This is a genomic window from Streptomyces solicavernae (genome assembly GCF_029968095.1).
Taxonomy (GTDB): Bacteria; Actinomycetota; Actinomycetes; order Streptomycetales; family Streptomycetaceae; genus Streptomyces; species Streptomyces solicavernae.
In genome coordinates this window covers 1-17,702 of sequence record NZ_JASCIR010000007.1, presented here as the reverse complement: position 1 = coordinate 17,702, position 17,702 = coordinate 1, and the positions used below count along the sequence as shown (strand labels likewise).

Annotated in this window: 17 protein-coding genes and 1 pseudogene; 8 read left to right on the top strand and 10 right to left on the bottom strand. The window is 74.4% G+C overall.

Annotation, left to right across the window (positions count from 1 at the left end; all coding sequences use genetic code 11):
* The first annotated feature begins 164 nt into the window (after nt 1–164).
* Both QIS99_RS10780 and fxsA read left to right on the top strand, forming a co-directional pair.
* Nucleotides 165–938, top strand: a complete 774-nt coding sequence (locus QIS99_RS10780; protein ID WP_282512824.1) for a polyprenol monophosphomannose synthase — start codon at nt 165–167, stop codon at nt 936–938.
* Nucleotides 939–1,021: 83 nt separating this feature from the next.
* On the top strand, nt 1,022–1,606 hold the full coding sequence (gene fxsA / locus QIS99_RS10775) for an FxsA family membrane protein (protein ID WP_282512823.1): 585 nt from the start codon (nt 1,022–1,024) through the stop codon (nt 1,604–1,606).
* Between the two features lie 151 nt (nt 1,607–1,757).
* Here fxsA and QIS99_RS10770 read toward each other — a convergent pair whose 3' ends face one another.
* From QIS99_RS10770 to yczE, 4 genes are all read right to left on the bottom strand, one after another.
* Nucleotides 1,758–2,135, bottom strand: coding sequence for an RNA polymerase-binding protein RbpA (locus QIS99_RS10770; RefSeq protein ID WP_282512822.1), 378 nt, complete (start codon nt 2,133–2,135; stop codon nt 1,758–1,760).
* Between the two features lie 255 nt (nt 2,136–2,390).
* Complete coding sequence (locus QIS99_RS10765; RefSeq protein WP_282512820.1) at nt 2,391–3,743, bottom strand: MFS transporter; 1,353 nt, start codon at nt 3,741–3,743, stop codon at nt 2,391–2,393.
* A gap of 53 nt (nt 3,744–3,796) precedes the next feature.
* On the bottom strand, nt 3,797–4,573 hold the full coding sequence (locus QIS99_RS10760; RefSeq protein ID WP_282512818.1) for a glycerophosphodiester phosphodiesterase: 777 nt from the start codon (nt 4,571–4,573) through the stop codon (nt 3,797–3,799).
* Nucleotides 4,570–5,238, bottom strand: coding sequence for a membrane protein YczE (yczE, locus tag QIS99_RS10755; protein WP_282512816.1), 669 nt, complete (start codon nt 5,236–5,238; stop codon nt 4,570–4,572). Before yczE ends, QIS99_RS10760 begins: the two co-directional genes overlap by 4 nt.
* Before the next feature lie 133 nt (nt 5,239–5,371).
* Here yczE and QIS99_RS10750 point away from each other — a divergent pair, with 133 nt between their 5' ends.
* Nucleotides 5,372–6,868, top strand: coding sequence for an SCO1417 family PLP biosynthesis transcription factor (locus QIS99_RS10750; protein WP_282512814.1), 1,497 nt, complete (start codon nt 5,372–5,374; stop codon nt 6,866–6,868).
* 28 nt (nt 6,869–6,896) lie between these two features.
* On the opposite strand, the gene QIS99_RS10745 is transcribed toward QIS99_RS10750, so the two are convergent.
* Complete coding sequence (locus QIS99_RS10745) at nt 6,897–8,441, bottom strand: hypothetical protein (RefSeq protein WP_282512812.1); 1,545 nt, start codon at nt 8,439–8,441, stop codon at nt 6,897–6,899.
* A 40-nt stretch (nt 8,442–8,481) separates the two neighbouring features.
* Complete coding sequence (locus tag QIS99_RS10740) at nt 8,482–8,676, bottom strand: hypothetical protein (protein ID WP_067155558.1); 195 nt, start codon at nt 8,674–8,676, stop codon at nt 8,482–8,484.
* Between the two features lie 254 nt (nt 8,677–8,930).
* On the opposite strand from QIS99_RS10740, the gene QIS99_RS10735 reads away from it, so the two are divergent.
* From QIS99_RS10735 to QIS99_RS10715, 5 genes are all read left to right on the top strand, one after another.
* Complete coding sequence (locus tag QIS99_RS10735) at nt 8,931–9,323, top strand: ankyrin repeat domain-containing protein (protein ID WP_282512807.1); 393 nt, start codon at nt 8,931–8,933, stop codon at nt 9,321–9,323.
* 319 nt (nt 9,324–9,642) lie between these two features.
* Nucleotides 9,643–11,064 (top strand): HEAT repeat domain-containing protein, encoded by a 1,422-nt coding sequence (locus QIS99_RS10730; protein WP_282512805.1) that lies wholly within the window; start codon nt 9,643–9,645, stop codon nt 11,062–11,064.
* A 132-nt stretch (nt 11,065–11,196) separates the two neighbouring features.
* Nucleotides 11,197–12,330 (top strand): glycosyltransferase family 4 protein, encoded by a 1,134-nt coding sequence (locus QIS99_RS10725; RefSeq protein ID WP_282512803.1) that lies wholly within the window; start codon nt 11,197–11,199, stop codon nt 12,328–12,330.
* Nucleotides 12,327–13,691: a glycosyltransferase gene (locus QIS99_RS10720; protein WP_282512801.1), complete on the top strand. Its 1,365-nt coding sequence runs from the start codon at nt 12,327–12,329 to the stop codon at nt 13,689–13,691. Before QIS99_RS10725 ends, QIS99_RS10720 begins: the two co-directional genes overlap by 4 nt.
* Nucleotides 13,688–14,680, top strand: coding sequence for an SGNH/GDSL hydrolase family protein (locus QIS99_RS10715; RefSeq protein WP_282512800.1), 993 nt, complete (start codon nt 13,688–13,690; stop codon nt 14,678–14,680). Before QIS99_RS10720 ends, QIS99_RS10715 begins: the two co-directional genes overlap by 4 nt.
* Nucleotides 14,681–14,707: 27 nt before the next feature.
* On the opposite strand, the gene QIS99_RS10710 is transcribed toward QIS99_RS10715, so the two are convergent.
* The 4 genes and pseudogenes from QIS99_RS10710 to QIS99_RS10695 all read right to left on the bottom strand — a co-directional run.
* Entirely contained in the window at nt 14,708–15,565 is an 858-nt protein-coding gene (locus tag QIS99_RS10710) for a 5-oxoprolinase subunit C family protein (RefSeq protein ID WP_282512797.1), read from the bottom strand.
* Complete coding sequence (gene pxpB, locus QIS99_RS10705) at nt 15,562–16,251, bottom strand: 5-oxoprolinase subunit PxpB (RefSeq protein WP_282512795.1); 690 nt, start codon at nt 16,249–16,251, stop codon at nt 15,562–15,564. The genes QIS99_RS10710 and pxpB overlap by 4 nt, the downstream gene beginning before the upstream one ends.
* Complete coding sequence (locus QIS99_RS10700) at nt 16,248–17,012, bottom strand: LamB/YcsF family protein (protein WP_282512793.1); 765 nt, start codon at nt 17,010–17,012, stop codon at nt 16,248–16,250. Before QIS99_RS10700 ends, pxpB begins: the two co-directional genes overlap by 4 nt.
* An 86-nt stretch (nt 17,013–17,098) precedes the next feature.
* Nucleotides 17,099–17,695 (bottom strand): annotated as a pseudogene (locus QIS99_RS10695) (putative hydro-lyase); the annotation flags it as partial.
* Nucleotides 17,696–17,702: the final 7 nt, after the last annotated feature.

Here is a 17,702-nt window from a genome sequence, read left to right as displayed (position 1 = left end):
TCGGTCGACCCGCAGCCAGCGGGTCCCAGGTCGGCCCGAAGGGCGCCGGGCCCCGATCCGCAGCCGCCGGGCAGCTCCCCGTCGACACCCCGCACCCAGCCCCTACGGGCGAGTACGGCCGCCGACTATGGTGGAGCATCTGCGTACGGACTTAAGGGGCAGCAGTGAAGGACGGCGGTCAGCGGCAGTACGGCCCGCTCGGCACAGCGTTGGTGATCATCCCGACGTTCAACGAGGCCGAGAACATCAAGCCGATCGTGAGCCGGGTACGAGCCGCCGTGCCCGAGGCTCATGTGCTCGTCGCCGACGACAACAGCCCCGACGGCACCGGCAAGTTCGCCGACGAGGTGGCCGCCGAGGACGAGCAGGTCCACGTACTGCACCGCAAGGGCAAGGAAGGGCTCGGCGCCGCGTATCTCGCCGGGTTCCGCTGGGGCATCGAGCACGGCTACGGCGTCCTGGTCGAGATGGACGCCGACGGCTCGCACAAGCCGGAGGAGCTGCCCCGCCTCCTCACCGCGCTCAAGGGCGCCGATCTCGTGCTCGGCTCGCGCTGGGTGCCGGGCGGCCGGATCGTGAACTGGCCCAAGTCCCGCGAGTTCATCTCCCGCGGCGGCAGCCTCTACTCCCGCCTCCTCCTCGACGTGCCGCTGCGCGACGTCACCGGCGGCTACCGCGCCTTCCGCAAGGAGACCCTGGAGGGCCTCGGCCTCGGCGAGGTCGCCTCGCAGGGCTACTGCTTCCAGATCGACCTGGCCCGCCGCGCCCTCAAGGCCGGCTACCACGTCATCGAGGTGCCGATCACGTTCGTGGAGCGCGAGTACGGCGACTCCAAGATGAGCCGCGACATCGCCCTGGAGGCGCTGTGGCGGGTCGCCGCGTGGGGCGTGGAGGAGCGGGCGAGCAAGATCGGCAGGTTCCTCGGCCGCAAGTCCTGACCTCGACGTCGGATCATCAGGGGGCGCCGATACGGTCGCCCCCGCTTATGTGCCCCGCACAGCGCATTCGGCACACTGGGAGCATGACGACCGGCACTCCGTCTCCGCCCCTCCGCCCGGCCCCGCGCTCCAAGCTGCGCAGGTACGTGCCTCTCGGTATCGCCGCGTGGCTGGTGCTTGAGATCTGGCTGCTCACCCAGGTGTCCTCCGCCTGGGGCGGGCTGACCGTGTTCCTGCTGCTCGTGGCCGGGCTCGTGCTCGGCGGCGTGGTGATCAAGCGCGCCGGGCGCCGGGCCTTCAAGGGCTGGTCCGAACAGCTCCAGCAGGTGCAGCGCGGCGAGACGCCGGAGCGCAACCCGCGCGCGGGCGGCAACGCCCTGACGATGGTCGCCGGTCTGCTCCTGATGATGCCGGGCCTCGTGTCGGACGTGCTGGCGCTGCTGCTTCTGCTGCCGCCGGTGCGCGCCGTACTGACCAAGCGGGTCGAGCGCAGCATGGAGCGCCGGATGAGCAAGGCCGGTCCGGGCACGTTCGAGAGCGCCTTCCAGCAGGCCCGTATCCACCGCCCGGACGGCAAGGTCGTCCAGGGCGAGGTCATCCGCGACGACGCCCCCGCGGGCCCCGAGGAGCCGCGCGACCAGGGACCCCGCCCGCCGCTGACCGGCTGAGCCGCGGGTACGCCGACCAGCGGCTCAGCGGCTCAGCGGCTCAGCGGCTCAGCGGCTCAGCGGCTCAGCGGGTACGCGAAAGAGCGGTGGGTGCGAGCACATTGCCGTGCTCGCCTCCACCGCTCTTCGGTAGTCGCCCAGGTACGCGGAACTACGCGGACTTGCGGCTGCTGTCGCGCGGATGCACCGCGATGTTCATGGCGCCGGAGCGCAGGACGGCCAGGCGCTCGGCCAGGACCTCCTCCAGCTCCTCGCGGGTGCGCCGCTCCATGAGCATGTCCCAGTGCGTACGCGCGGGCTTGCCCTTCTTCTCTTCGGGGCCGTCGCCGTCAACGAGCAGTGCCTGGGCCCCACAGACCTTGCACTCCCACTCCGGCGGGATCTCCGCCTCCACCGAGAACGGCATCTCAAAGCGATGGCCGTTGTCGCATGCGTACTCCACGGCCTGGCGCGGGGCCAGGTCGATGCCGCGGTCGGTCTCGTAGCTGGTCACCACGAGGCGCGTGCCGCGAAGAGCTCGCTCACTCATGAATCGTGCCTCCCGGGCTTGTCGCCCACAGGACAGGTGTCGCTGTCGTCGTCATCCGGTCAACGTCCGGTCGGCGGTAAAGATTCCCGTTCCGGGTCATGCGTCGCCGTCGTAGCCGCCCCTTGTTGTACCCACCAGCGCCTGGTTTGTCACATCTGCAACGAGATGTCACCCAGCGTTGTCTCTTCTTTACCGCGCAGGAACGGTCCGTCTGGCAGGCCAAAGGCGTACACTACCGGCCTTTGCCCTCCGGGGCTAAATCCGGTCCGGTACGGGGTTGCCCGCGGCCGCCACCGCGCGCCGCACCGGCACCCGCGCGAGCAGCACGAAGCCGAGCGCGAAGAAGGCCACGAGCGAGACGATCGCGTCCCGGTAACTGCCCGTGAGCTGGTACGTCAGACCGAACACCAGCGGCCCCAGCCAGCTCATCCCGCGGTCGCTCAGCTCGTACGCGGAGAAGTACTCGGCCTCCTTGCCGCGCGGCACCAGGTGCGAGAAGAGCGAGCGGGACAGGGCCTGGGTGCCGCCGAGGACCAGGCCGATGCCGGCGGCGAGCGCGAAGAACCAGACGGGCGCCCCGGCGGGCAGAAAGTATCCGGCGCCGATCGTCACCGTCCACGCCACGAGCGAGCCGAGGATGGTCCGCTTGGCCCCGTGGACCCGCGCGAGGCGGCCCATGCCGAGGGCGCCGGCGACCGCGAGCAGCTGGACCAGGAGGACGGCCACGATCAGCGTGGTCTGGTCCAGGCCCAGCTCCTTGGAGCCGTAGACCGAGGCCTGCGAGATCACCGTTTGGACGCCGTCGTTGTAGACCAGGTAGGCGAGCAGGAAGGCGAGGGTGAGGGGGTGCCGGCGCATGTCCCGCAGCGTCGACACGAGCTGGCGCCAGCCGCCGATCGACGCCACGCGGTCGGCCGGCGCGGTCCGGCGGTCCCGCAGGCGGCGCAGCGGCACGAGGGTGAACGCCCCCCACCACAGCCCCGCCGACCCGAGACAGATCCGCACCGCCTCGCCCTCGCTCAGGCCGAAGGAGTCGTGCGCGCTGTACAGGACCAGGTTCAGGACCAGGACGAGCGCACCCGAGGCGTAGCCGAAGGCCCAGCCGCGGGAGGAGACCGCGTCCCGCTCGTCCGGCTCGGCGATCTGCGGCAGGTACGCGTTGTACAGCGCCATGGACACGGCGAGCGAGGCGTTGGCGACGACCAGGAGGAGGCCGCCGAGCAGATAGCGGTCGCCGTCGAGGAAGAACATCCCGGCCGTCGCCGCGGCGCCGAGGTACGCGGACACCGCGAGCAGCGGCTTCTTGCGGCCGGTGCGGTCCGCGGCCGCGCCAGCGAGCGGCATCACGAGAACGGCCGCGATGATCGACAGGGAGACCGAGTACGCGAAGAACGAGCCGGCCCTGACCGGGATGCCGAGCGGGTGCACGAACCCGTCCGGATCGGCCGCCGATTCGGCGACCGTCGTCAGATACGGGCCGAGGAACACGGTCAGGACGCTCGTCGAGTAGACCGAGACGGCCCAGTCGTAGAAGTACCAGCCGCGTTGCTCGCGCCGCCGCCCGGCGTCGTCGTCCGCGTCCTTCGGCCGCACGGTGTCCGCGCCCACCCGAGCCCCCTCGCCGTCCCCGTCGTATCGAGCGCCGCGGGTCCCCGGGTCTGCTACTCCCAGGCGCCGCGCTCCTTCAGGACCTCGACAAGGGTCCCGAGATGATCGGTCATGATGCCATCGACCCCGAGATCCAGGAGCGCCGCCATCCGTTCCCGGTCGTTGACGGTCCACACGTGCACCTGGAGTCCGAGCGCGTGCGCGGTCCGTACGAACCGGTGGTCCACCACCCGCAACCCGGACTGCACTTCGGGCACCTGGGCCGCGACCGCGGACCGGCGCAGCGCGGCCGGTATCCCGTACGAGCGCAGGCGCAGGGCCGCGACACCGCGCGTGCCGAGGGACGTGGCGAGGCGCGGGCCGGCCAGGCGCTGGGCGCGGGCCACGCGGGACTCGGAGAACGAGCCGACGCAGACCCGGTCCCACGCGCGCGTGCGGCGGATCAGGTCGACCAGGGGGAGGAGCGCGGGCTCCGCCTTGATGTCGACGTTCCAGCGGGCCTCGGGGAACTCTTCGAGCAGGTCCTCGAAGAGGGGGACGGGTTCGGTGCCCGCCACGCGCGCGTGCTGCACGTCCGCCCACTTGTAGGCGCCTATTCGGCCGCCGCTGCCGGTGACCCGGTCCAGGGTCGCGTCATGGAAGGCGACGAGTTTCCCGTCGGCCGTCGCGTGGACGTCGGTCTCCAGGTAGCGGTAGCCGGAGTCGACCGCGTGGCGGAATGCGGCCGCGGTGTTCTCCAGGCCGTCCGCCGTGCCGCCGCGGTGGGCGAAGGCGATCGGGGCCGGGGCGTCGAGGTACGGGTGCCGGGGGCGCTGCGGGACGGTGCTCACCGTCGCAGTATCGCGCCCTTGGGTTGCGCCCCGGCGACGACGGTGCTGCCGCCGCCCGCCGCGGGGGTGGCGAAGACGCGCAGGAACAGCTGGGCCAGCGGGCCGATCGCCAGGGCGTACGCCACGGTGCCGATGCCGACCGTGCCGCCGAGCAGGAAGCCGACGGCGACCACGGCGATCTCGACCGCGGTGCGCATCAGCCGGATCGAGCGGCCCGTCATCTGGTGCAGGCCGGTCATCAGGCCGTCGCGCGGCCCTGGCCCGAAGCGCGCCGAGATGTAGAGCCCGGTGGCCGCGCCGTTCAGGACGATGCCGCCCACGAGCATCGGGATGCGTATGGCCAGGGCGTGCGCGTCCGGGACCAGGGCCAGGGTGGCGTCCATGGCGAGGCCGACCACGAACACGTTGGAGACCGTGCCGAGGCCCGGCCGCTGCCGCAGCGGGATCCACATCAGGAGCACCGCCGCGCCCACGACGATCGAGACGACCCCGATGGTCAGGCCGGTCAGCTCGGCCAGGCCCTGATGGAGGACGTTCCAGGGTTCGAGCCCGAGGCCGGCGCGCACGAGCAGCGCGGAGCTCGCGCCGTACAGCGCGAGCCCGACGTACAACTGCACGATGCGGCGCGGCAGTTGGCCGCTGCGTGCGCTCGGTTTCTCGGACAAGGTCTGCTCCCCTGAGGTCCCCGTGAGGTCTGCCGGTTGGACTGCTGTGGTGCCAGTTGCCTGACCCGTGTCACTCTGTGGCCTGTACGGCAGAGCCAACCATGGCCAATTCGAGGAAGGTGGACTGGTCGCGATGGCGCAGTGGACTTCGGCGGTGGGGTCCGGGCAGCTGGCCCGGCTGATCGGCTCGCAGCAGGACCGCCCGTCGGGCACGGGCCGCAGGCCGGCCGCCTACCGCGCGCTCGCCGACGGCATCCGGCTGCTCGTCCTGGAGGGCCGCGTGCCGGTCGCCGCCCGGCTGCCCGCCGAGCGCGAGCTGGCCCTCGCCCTGAACGTCAGCCGCACCACCGTCGCCGCCGCCTACGAGGCGCTGCGCAGCGAGGGCTTCCTGGAGTCGCGCCGGGGCGCCGGCAGCTGGACCGCCGTACCGGCCGGAAATCCGCTCCCCGCGCGGGGCCTGGAACCGCTGCCGCCGGAATCCCTCGGCTCGATGATCGACCTGGGCTGCGCCGCGCTGCCCGCCCCCGAACCGTGGCTCACGCGCGCGGTGCAGGGCGCTCTGGAGGAGCTGCCGCCGTACGCGCACACCCACGGCGACTACCCGGCCGGCCTTCCCACGCTCCGGCAGATGATCGCCGACCGGTACACCGCGCGCGGCATCCCGACCATGCCCGAGCAGATCATGGTCACCACCGGCGCGATGGGCGCGATCGACGCGATCTGCCACCTGTTCGCCGGCCGCGGCGAGCGCATCGCCGTCGAGTCCCCGTCGTACGCGAACATCCTGCAGCTGATGCGGGAGGCGGGCGCGCGGCTCGTGCCCGTCGCCATGGCGGAGGGGCTGAGCGGCTGGGACATGGACCGCTGGCGGCAGGTCCTGCGCGACTCCGCGCCCCGGCTCGCGTACGTGGTCGCCGACTTCCACAACCCGACCGGCGCGCTGCCCGACGACGCGCAGCGGCGCTCCCTGGTGGAGGCGGCGCGCTCGGCGGGCACGGTCCTGGTCGCCGACGAGACGATGTCCGAGCTCTGGCTGGACGACGGGCTCGGACTGCCGCGCCCGGTCTGCGCCTTCGACCCGGGCGGCGCCACCGTCATCACGGTCGGCTCGGCCAGCAAGGCGTTCTGGGCGGGCATGCGGATCGGCTGGGTCCGGGCCGCCCCCGACGTGATCCGCAGCCTGGTCTCGGCCCGCGCGTACGCCGACCTCGGCACGCCCGTCCTGGAACAGCTCGCCGTCAACTGGCTGATGAGCACCGGTGGTTGGGAGGAGGCGGTGGGCATCCGGCGCGGGCAGGCCCGGGAGAACCGGGACGCCCTGGTCGCCGCCGTCCGCCGTGAGCTGCCCGACTGGGAGTTCGAGGTGCCGGGCGGCGGGCTCACGCTGTGGGTGCGGGCCGGCGGCCTCTCCGGCTCGCGCCTGGCCGAGCTCGGCGAACGCGTCGGCGTCCGGGTGCCTTCGGGGCCGCGCTTCGGGGTCGACGGCGCCTTCGAGGGGTACGTACGGCTGCCGTTCACCGTCGGCGGGGCCGTGGCCGACGAGGCGGCGGTGCGGTTGGCGGCCGCGGCGCGACTGGTGGCGTCGGGGGCGGGGACGGGGGCGGAGGCGCCGCGGACGTTCGTGGCTTGAGGGCCCCTGCAGGGGCGGGGAGGGGACGCTATCCCTCGGCCACCACCGGCTCCGGCTCGGTGGCCGTCGACCGCTCCGGCAACACCTCAAGTACCGCCCTGCGCTGCGCCTCGCTCGTCGCGTCGTCGTACGGGTCCGGCGTGGCCGGGACCTGGAGGCGGTGCACCGGGCCCGAGCCGAGGCGGGCGTAGCCGCGGCCCGGCGGGACGTCGGGGGTGGGCGTGGTGCGCGGCTCGGCGCCGAGGACCTCGGCCAGCTGCGCGGGCGTCGCCGGACCGAGCGCCACGCGCGCGCGGGTGTGCCGGCGTACCGGGTCGGCGAGCGCGTCCAGGCCGTCGAACTGCTCGGCCACGACGACCGTGACGGCCGCCGCGCGACCGTGCCGCAGTGGCACCTGGAGCAGCGACTGCGGGTCGCCGACCCCGTCCGCCGCCGCGAGGTGGCCGAGCGCGCTCGGCCGGTCGAGCAGGATCCACAGCGGGCGCTTGCTGTCCTCGGGCGTGGGGTGGCCGGCCTGTCGCGCCCGGTTGGCGGCGATCAGGCGTCGCTCGGTCTCGTTCGCGGCCCACTCCAGCGTGGCGAGCGCCCCGGCCAGGCCGCACTCCACGGCGAGCACGCCGTCCCGGCCGACCAGGCACGCGTACTCGCCGGTGCCGCTGCCCTCGACGATCACCACGTCGCCGTGGAGCAGCGCCTGCACGGCGATCGAGCGGAGCAGTGAGGTGGTGCCGCTGCCGGGCTGGCCGACGGCGAGCAGGTGCGGCTCGGTGGAGCGGATGCCGGTGCGCCACACCACGGGCGGCACGTCCCGCTGCCCGTCCGCGGCGTCCCGCACCGGCAGGGTGCGCTGCACGGACGTCCCGTCGGTGAAGCCGAGGACGGTCTCGCCGGGCGAGGTGACGAAGCGCTGGGCGGCGATGTCGGTGGGCAGCGGGTCGAGGACGGTCACGGTGAGCTGGTTGCCCTCCTCGTCCCAGCCGAAGTGGTACTCGCGGCCGCGGCCCGACTTGGCGTGCAGCAGGTGCTCGATGCGCGCGCGGGCGTCGGCCTCGCCGTCGGTGAAGTAGGCCGGGTAGCGAAGGACGAGCCGGGTAATCCTGTTGCCGTCGTCGAAGTCGTACGAGCCGAAGGCCTTCTCCCACTCGCCGCCGTGCGCGTACAGCGGGCTGGGGTCCTCGGCCACGGAGAAGTACGGGACGAGCGCCTCGTACAGCGAGCGCAGCCGCTCGACGTGGGCCTCGTCGGGGCCGGTCGGGACGGGTGTGCGGTCGCGGCCCTGCCACGCGGCGGCCGCCATCAGCGTGACCACGGCGAGGATCGGCCCGTACGGGATGAGGGCCACGACGAGGACCACGGAGGCCACCAGGAAGAGCAGCGGGCCGCGGCGGTCCTTGGGGGTGTCGCTCCATTTGCGCCGCCCGGCCACGGCGAGGCGGCGCAGTCCCCTGGTGATCGTGATCAGGGGGTGGAGGACGTCGGTGGCGCTGTCGGCGGCCGTCCTGGCGAGCTCTCTGCTCCGGACGAGGGAAGCGGTGCCGCTGGTGAGGATGCGGGGGAGTGGTCGCCTGGCCACGTCGGTCTCCTGGAGTTGTCGCGCGGTTCGTGCCGGAAGGTCAGAACTTGATCCCGCCGAGCAGGCTGGCCAGGCTCTGGCCGCCCGCCTTGATGCTCGGGGCGATCGCGGTGCCCGCGAGGTAGAAGCCGAACAGGGCGCAGACCATGGCGTGCGACGCCTTCAGGCCGTCCTTGCGGAAGAACAGGAAGACGATGATGCCGAGCAGCACGACGCCTGAGATGGACAGGATCATGAGGTTTCTCCTGGTTGAGGGGACAGTCACCATGAGTTGTTCCAGGCTCACAGCATGTATCCATACGACAAAAGGTGCAAGCGAGTGAAATGTCGCAGAATTCGCCAATTTGGCCCCCGCTCGGGGCTGCCCGGGCGCCCGCGTTCCTGTACCGACAGGGGCAGTACGCTGGCGATTCACTCGTACGGCCCAAGTGCCGGCCGACTCACCGGTCCCTTCCACCGGCCCACTCACTGCGAAAGGCGGTCCTGCCGATGACTGAAACCCCCGATCCGGAGGTCGTGGAGCTCGCCACGAAGATCTTCGATCTGGCGCGGCAGGGCGAGACGGAGGCGCTCGCCGCCTACGTCGACGCCGGCGTCCCGGTGAACCTCACCAACGACCGCGGCGACTCCCTCGTGATGCTCGCCGCCTACCACGGGCACGCCGACGCGGTACGCGCCCTCCTCGCCCGTGGCGCCGACGCGGGCCGGGTCAACGACCGCGGCCAGACCCCGCTCGCCGGCGCGGTCTTCAAGGGCGAGAACGACGTCATCAAGGCCCTCCTCGACGGCGGCGCCGACCCGGCCGCCGGGACCCCGTCCGCCGTGGACACGGCGCGGATGTTCGGCAAGACGGAACTGCTGGAGCTCTTCGGCGCGGAGTGACCCGCGGCCGGCCGGCGGGCGCACGCCGCGGCCGGTCGGCGGGCGGCGCGCCATGGCCGGGGGCGGTCCGCGGGCAGCCGGAAATCTGGTCGCGGCCGCGGAAGCCGCTGGTCCATCATGACGTCGTGGTTCACGGACACGACTGCTGGGCAGACGCTGCAGCACGCGGGCCGTGACGGCCCCTTCCGGGGCCACGACGAGAGGCAGAGGAACATGGTCTACGACAAGCACAGGACGACGGGCGGCCACACGTGTTGTTGCGCCGGCAGGTAGTGCGCGAACCCCTGTTGCGTCGACAGCTTGATGTGAGGCATTTTCCATGTTCGACACGGTCATAGCGCCCAGTGGCACCTTGCTCGGCCTGCTCCAGCGGGGCCGCGGCGACGGCACGCTGCACGCGCTCACGGCACCCCGCTCCGAGGCCCTCGCGGCCCTCGACCAGTGCGTCCTCGGCGACCCGCGGCACGACTGGCAGGTCGAGAACCGCTCCCTGTACTACGCCCGCCTCTACCTCGACCTGCACGGCGAGCTGGACGGCATCGAGCGGCACCTCTTCGGCGCGGCGGACATCCTGGACCCCGACGAGACCCGTACGGGCCTCGCCCTCGCGGTCCTCGGCCACCTCGCCTCGTACGGCAGGCGGGACGCGCTGCTGCTGCTGCGGCGGTACGCGGCCTCCGGCAGCAACTGGACCTGGGCCCTGGACGAGCTGGCCGTGCGCGACGACGACGACGCGCTGCGCGCCCTCGCCACACCCGTGCTCGCCCGCTTCCCGCGCACCCCCGAGGGCGAGGCCGAGCTGGCCGCCGCCGTGCGCGACGCCTTCGAGCCCCGGCCCTGGCGCCTGTGGACCGAGGACGGCGCCCCCGCCCACCTCGCCGAACGCGTGCGCGCCGCCCGCGAACAGGGCTCCTTCGCGCAGTGGCAACGCCAGCTCAACTCCTCGGGCCCACGCCCGGGTTGGAGCGTACGAGCCGTCTTCGACTGGGCCGACGAGGCCATCGGCCGCAGCGCCGGACTCCATGTGTCCGCCGCCCGCTGCCTCACCGCCGTCGCCGGACCCGAGGACCGCGACGAAATCCTGCTCGCCGCCCGGGCCGCCGGCGACGGCGCCCGCAGCACCTGCCTGCGCTACCTGGCCGACGCCCAGGACCCCCGCGTACTCGACCTGATCGCCGCAGCCGTGGGTGACGGCTCACCGGTCGTCGTGGAGGCCGCCGTCGACGCCTTCGAGCGGATGCGCGGCGACGACGCACTCCACCAGGCCCGCGCCTGGGCCGGACGGCCCGACGCACTCGGCGCCGCCGCCGGCCGCGTGCTCGCCTGCCGAGGCGGCGCCGGGGACACCCGGCTGGTACTCGGCGCGCTGCGCGAGGCGGTGCGCTCCGAGGGGCCCGACGCCTGCACGCTCTGGACCCTCGTCGACGGGGCAGGACGCCTCGGCATCGCCTGCGCCGCCCCCGTACTGCGCCATGTCTACCGCGAGACCGCCTCCTCCCATCTGCGCGGCCGGGCCGCCCGCGCCCTCGCCGCCACCGACCCGTCCTTCGCCGCGGGCTTCGCCGTCGAGTGCCTGTGGGACTGCGAGGAGTCCACCCGCGAGGTCGCCGCCCGCACCGCCGAGACCGGCGACGCCCGCGTCGTCGACCAGCTCCGCAGACTCGCCGCCGACCCGGCCGAGGAGGACGAGGTGCAGACGGCCGTACGCAGCCGGATCGGCCCCGACGCCTCCGCCGTCTGACCGGAGTTCAGGGACCGGACCCCCGGGCGACGACTGCCGGGCCCCGCAAGGGCCCGGAACGCTCATGGGACGTTCCGCGGCCGGAAAGATCGACGTTGACGTGACCACGCCGCGGGCGGCGACAACACCCGTATGCGTGTCGTCATCGTCACCGAATCCTTCCCTCCCGACGTCAACGGCGTGGCCCACTGCGCCACGCAGACCGTCAACCACCTGCTGCGACGCGGCCACGAGCCGCTGGTCGTCGCCCCCGCCGCGCCCGGCGCACCGCCCGGCTCGCCCTTCGGCACCAACGGCCCCTGCCCGGTGCTCCGCGTCCGCTCACTCCCGCTGCCCGGCTACCCGCAGGTGCGGGTGGCGCTGCCGAGTCGCCGCGTGGCCGCCGCGCTCAGCGCGTACCGGGCCGAACTCGTCCACCTGGCCAGCCCGTTCGTGCTCGGCGCGCGCGGCATGGCGGCCGCCGCCCGCCTCGGCATACCCGCCGTCGCCGTCTACCAGACCGACCTCGCCGGGTACGCGCGGATGTACGTCGGCGCCGGCGAGGGCACGGCCTGGCGGCGCATCCGTACGGTCCACTCCGCCGCCGACCGCACCCTCGCCCCCTCCACCGCCGCCCGCGACGAGCTGACCCGGCACGGCGTCCCGCGCGTGCACCTGTGGCCGCGCGGCGTCGACACCGTGCGCTTCCGGCCCGAGCACGCCGATTCCGCCCTGCGCCGCCGGCTCGCGCCGAACGGCGAGCTGATCGTCGGGTACGTGGGACGGCTCGCCCCCGAGAAGCGGGTCGACCTGCTCGCCGGGGTCTGCGGCCTCGACGGGGTCCGCGTGGTCGTCGTGGGGGACGGGCCCAGCGAGCCCTCGCTGCGGGCCGCGCTGCCCGGCGCCGCATTCCTCGGCCGCCGCACCGGCGCCGAACTCGCCCGGATCTTCGCCTCGCTGGACCTCTTCGTGCACACCGGTCCCTACGAAACGTTCTGCCAGACCGTCCAGGAGGCCATGGCGTCCGGCGTGCCCGTGGTCGCGCCCGCGGCCGGGGGACCGCTCGACCTGGTCCGGCACGGGCACACCGGACTGCTCCTACCGCCGGACGACCCGGCGGCCGTACGCGACGCGGTGTGGGCCCTGACGGCCGACCCGGCGCTGCGTGCGGCCTACGGGAGGGCGGGGCGCGCCGCTGTCGGGGGGCGCACCTGGGAGGCGGTCGGCGACCGGCTCATCGAGCACTACGGGGCCGTGCTCGACGGGCGTACGGCGGTGGCCGCATGAGTCTGCGTATCGTCCGCCTCGCCAACTTCGTCACCCCCGGCTCCGGTGGACTGCGCACCGCACTGCGGGAGCTGGGCGCGGGATACCTGGCCGCGGGGCACGAGCCCGTGCTGGTCGTGCCGGGGGAGCGGCGCGCGGACCGTCGGACACCGCAGGGCCGGGTCGTCACCCTCCCGGGGCCGGTCCTTCCGGGCAGCGGCGGCTACCGGGTGCTCGCCGACCGGGGCCGGCTCCGGCGGCTGCTTGAGGACCTCGCGCCGGACCGCCTGGAGGTCTCCGACCGGACCACGCTGCGCTGGACCGGCGAATGGGCGCGGCGGGCGCGGGTGCCCGCCGTGATGGTCTCCCACGAGACCGCCGACGGCGTGCTGCGCACCTGGGGCGTGCCGACGGCCCCCGCGCGGCGCCTCGCCGACGCCCTCAACTCCCGTACGGCACACGCCTACGCGCGCGTGGTGTGCACGACGGCGTGGGCCGAGCGGGAGTTCCGGCGGATCGGCGCGCGCAACGTGGTCCGCGCGCCGCTCGGCGTCGACCTCGCGCGGCGCCGGCCGCAGCTGTGGGACGCGGACGTACGCGAGCGGCACGCGCGCGTGGCGGAGGTTCTGCTGGTGCTGTGCTCGCGGCTCTCGGTCGAGAAGCGGCCCGGCGTCGCCCTCGACTGCCTGGAGGCGCTGGCGGAGCGAGGCGTACGGGCCCGGCTCGTGGTGGCCGGGGACGGTCCGTTGCGCGGGCGCCTCGAACGCCGGGCACGCGCGCGTGCGTTGCCCGTCACCTTCCTCGGCCATGTCGCCGACCGGGCGGAACTCGCCGCGCTGCAGGCCACGGCCGACGTGTGCCTGGCGCCTGGGCCCGCGGAGACCTTCGGCCTCGCGGCACTTGAGGCGCTGGCGTGCGGGACGCCGGTGGTGGTGAGTGCGGTGTCGGCGCTGCCGGAGATCGTGGGGGTCGAGGGAGTCGTGGGGGCTGAGGGGGCCGAGGGGGCCGAGGGGGCTGAGGGGGTCGAGGGGGCTGAGGCGCTCGGTGAGGCCGATGGCTCGGGTGTGTGGGCCGGGGCTGCGGGTGCTGCGGTGCTCGGGGCCGCCGGTGCTTCCGCGCTCGGGGGTGCCGGTTTCGCGGAGGCCGTGCAGGGGCTGCTCGACCGGCCCGAGGCGGAGCGCCGCCGGGCGGCACGCGCGCGTGCGGAGGGTTTTGGCTGGGACCGGTCGGTTGCGGCTTTCCTCGCGGCCCACGATGCGCCGGGAGATGTCGGCGTACGGGGCGGTGCGGGGCGGTCCACCGAAGCGCGCGCCGACGTGCCGGTCGGTGCGGGCGGTGCGATCGGTGCGGTCGGGGCCGTCGGAGCGAGGGGGGCGCTGTGAGGGCGGCGGTATACGGCGGGATACGGTTCGCGGCGCTCGGGGACTCACTCACCGAAGGCGTGGGTGATCCGGCCCCGGACGGTGCGGGCCGGCGCGGCTGGGCGGCGCTGCTCGCAGGCGGCCTCGCTCCGGCAGAAGTGGCCGTGGAATTCCGCAACTTCGCCGTCAGCGGCGCCCAGACCCAGGACGTGTGGCGGCGGCAGACCCCGCAGGCCCTCGCCTTCGGGCCCGACGTCGTCTCCGTCGTCGTGGGCGTCAACGACACCCTGCGCCACACCTTCGACATCCACCGGGTCGCCGCCCGCCTCGACGCGGTCCACGGGGCGTTCGCGGAGCGCGGCGCCCTGCTGCTCACCGCCTGCCTGCCGGACCCCGGCGCGCTGCTCGGCCTGCCGGGCGCCCTGGCCCGCCCGCTGGCCCGCCGGCAGCGCGCCGTCAACACCGTCGTGCACGCCCTGTCCGAGCGGTACGGGGCGGTCCATGTGCACGCCGCCGACGGGGAGTGGGTCGCCGACCGGGCGATGTGGAGCGCGGACCGGCTGCACCCCGGCGAGGCCGGACACCGCGCGCTGGCCGTACGCTTCCATGCCCAGCTGCGGGCCTCGGGGCGGGAGCTGGGGCCCGAGCCCGCTCTGACGGCGGAGCGCCCGCCACCTTCGCGTACGGCCTCGCTGACGTGGCTCGCCACGGCCGGCACGGGCTGGGTCCTGCGCCGCTGCACCGACCTGCTCCCCCAGCTGGCCGCCCTCGCCGCGGAGGAGCTGCGGCACGAACTGCGCGGCACGGGATCGCGGCTCGACCTACGCGCCTCGGCGGCTGTGTCTGCGGCACTGGCCTCGGTGGGAGCGGCGGCGATCGCGCCGGCCTCGGCGGGGCAGCGGGGCGGGGTCGGTTCCGGCGGGGTCGGGTCCGGTTCTGGCGGGGTCGGGTCCGGTTCTGGCGCGGCCGGGGGCGGGGCTGGTAGGGGGGTGCCCGCGCGGGTGCTTTAGGGCAGCCCGCCCACCCGGCCCCGCGCCCTACACCACGAACCGCAGCCGAGTCCCCGGTACCGCCTGGGCCGCCGCCCACAGATCGGGTTCGCGGACCACCGCGACGACCGGGTAGCCGCCCGTCGTCGGGTGATCCGCCAGGAACACCACGGGCCGGCCGTCCGGCGGGACCTGGACCGCGCCCAGCACCAGGCCCTCGCTGGGCAGTTCGCCATGGACGGCCCTTTCCAGCGCGGGTCCCTCCGTGCGCAGGCCGATGCGGTTGCTCGCGGGGGAGACCCGGTACGCGCGCGTGGTGAGGGTTTTCAGGGACTGCGGGGTGCACCAGTCGGCGCGCGGTCCGAACGTCACCCTGAGGACGAGCTCCGTGGGCGGCGCCGGCTGCGGGGCGACGTCCACGCGCGCGTGGGGCCCGTTCTCCGCGCCGAGGGGCAGCACCGCCCCGTCCACCAGGGGCGCGGGCCCGAGCCCGGACAGCAGGTCGGTCGACCGGCTGCCGAGCACCGGTTCCACCGCCACGCCCCCGCCGAGCGCCACGTACGACCGCACGCCCGCGGCCACCGCCCCCACGTCGAGCACCGCGCCCGCCGGGACCCGTACGGGTGCTCCCCACGCCACGGGCCGGCCGTCGACCCTGACGGGGCAGGGCGCGCCCGTCACCGCCGCCGTGACGGTGCGGCGCGGGCGCAGGGCGCAGCCGCTCAAGGTGGTCTCCAGGACGGCCGCCGAATCGGCGTTGCCGACAAGGCGGTTGGCGAGCCTGGCCGCCGGCTCGTCCAGGGCGCCGGAGCGGGGCACGCCGAGGTGGGCGTGACCGGCGCGACCCAGGTCCTGCACGGTGGTCAGGGCCCCGGCGCGCAGCACGGCGAAAGCGCTGTCGGTCATGCGCGCGCCTCCACGCCGGCCGGGACGAACCGCACGCGCGTGCCGGGGGACAGCAGCGCGGCCGGCACGCGCGTGTGGTCCCACAGCACCGCGTCCGTCGTACCGATCAACTGCCAGCCGCCCGGCGAGGAGCGCGGATACACCCCGGTGTACGGGCCCGCGAGCGCGACCGACCCCGAGGGCACCGCCGTACGGGGAGTGGCCCGGCGGGGGACCGCGTACCGCTCGGGCAGGCCCGTGAGGTAGCCGAACCCGGGCGCGAACCCGCAGAAGGCGACGCGGAATTCGGTCCCGGCGTGGATCCGCGCCACCTCGTCCACGGCGACGCCCCACAGCGCCGCCACCTCGGCCAGGTCGGGTCCCTCGTAGCGCACGGGCAGCTCGACGGTCTCCGGCGCGCGTGCGGGCAGTTCGGGCACGTCCCAGGTGGGGATGGTGGCGGCGAGCGTGCGGGGGTCCGCCAGGCCGTCCAGGAGGACCGTGCGGGCGGCGGGCACGATCTCCCGTACGGGAGGCAGCTCGCCCGTCTCGCGGCGCTGCAGGAGCACGGCGTGCAGGGCCTCGACGGCCGCGCCGGAGTCGAGCTCGACGAGCAGGGCGTGTTCGCCGACGAGCCGGGTCGTGACCCCTGAAGTGCCGTGCCGGACGGGGGTGTTCCGGTCGGCCTCCGCGCGCGTGCGGCTCATGCGAAGGCCCGTACGTCGACGCCGTCGGCCTCCAGGCGGGCGCGGACCTCGCGGGCGAGCTCCACCGCGCCCGGGGTGTCGCCGTGCAGGCACAGGGAACGGGCGCCCACGTCGACCCGCCGCCCGGTGAGCGAGGCGACGGAGCCGTTCGCTGCCAGGTCGAGGGAGCGGGCGACGACCTCGTCCCCGGAGGTGATCACGGCGCCCGCACGCGTGCGTGGCACCAGGGTTCCCTCGTCCGTGTACGCGCGGTCCGCGAACGCCTCGGTCACCGTGGGCAGTCCGGCCTTCTCCGCCACGTCGAGCAGGCGCGAGCCGGGCAGCCCGAGCACGGGCAGCCGCCCGCCGGCGAGCAGCACGCCCTCGACGACCGCCCCGGCCTGCTCCTCGTCGCGCACGACCCGGTTGTAGAGCGCGCCGTGCGGCTTCACGTACGCCACGCGCGTCCCGGCCGCCCGGGCGAACACCTCCAAGGCGCCGATCTGGTAGGCGACTTCGGCGCTGAGCTCGTCCGTGGGCACGTCCATGGCGCGCCGACCGAAGCCGGCCAGGTCGCGGTACGACACCTGGGCGCCGATCCGCACGCCCCGCTGCGCGGCGAGCTCGCACACGCGGCGCATGGTGGCCGCGTCCCCGGCGTGGAAGCCGCAGGCCACGTTGGCGCTGGTCACCACCGAGAGCAGCTGCTCGTCGTCGGTCAGCCGCCAGCGCCCGAAGCCCTCGCCGAGGTCGGCGTTGAGGTCGATCACTACCTGGCTCATGTGCGTACGTACGTCCTTACTCAAGGTGCGGGATTGCGGATCGGCGCTTGAAGAGCGGGATTTGGGGGCGGTGGGAGGGGTGGGTTTCACAGCACCCGGTAGTGCTCGTCGAGGGCGTCCGTGATCAGCATCTTCCCCGGCGCGTGCGTGATCGCGAACGGCGGCCCGGACGCCGTCACCGCGGCCTGCGGGGTCACGCCACAGGCCCAGAACACCGGGATCTCGTCCGGCCGTACGTCGACGGGGTCGCCGAAGTCCGGCCGGCCGAGGTCGGCGATGCCGAGCGCCGCGGGGTCGCCGCAGTGCACCGGGCTGCCGTGGAACGACGGGTACAGCGCCGTCTCCCTGATCGCCGTGGAGAGCCGCTCGGGCGGCACCGGGCGCATCGACACCACCATGCGGCCGTGCACCCGCCCAGCGGGCCGGCAGGGGCGGTCCGTGACGTACATGGGCACGTTCCGCCCCTGCTCGATGTGGCGCACCGGCACGTCCGCGGCGATCAGGGCCGCCTCGAACGTGAAGCTGCAGCCGAGCAGGAACGTGACCAGGTCCCCGCGCCAGTGGTCGGTCACGTCGTTCGGTTCGGCGACGAGTTCGCCGTGCTCCCACACGCGGTAGCCGGGCAGGTCCGTGCGCAGGTCGGCGCCGGGCGCCAGCTGGGTGGTCCAGGCGCCGGTGTCGGTCGTCTAG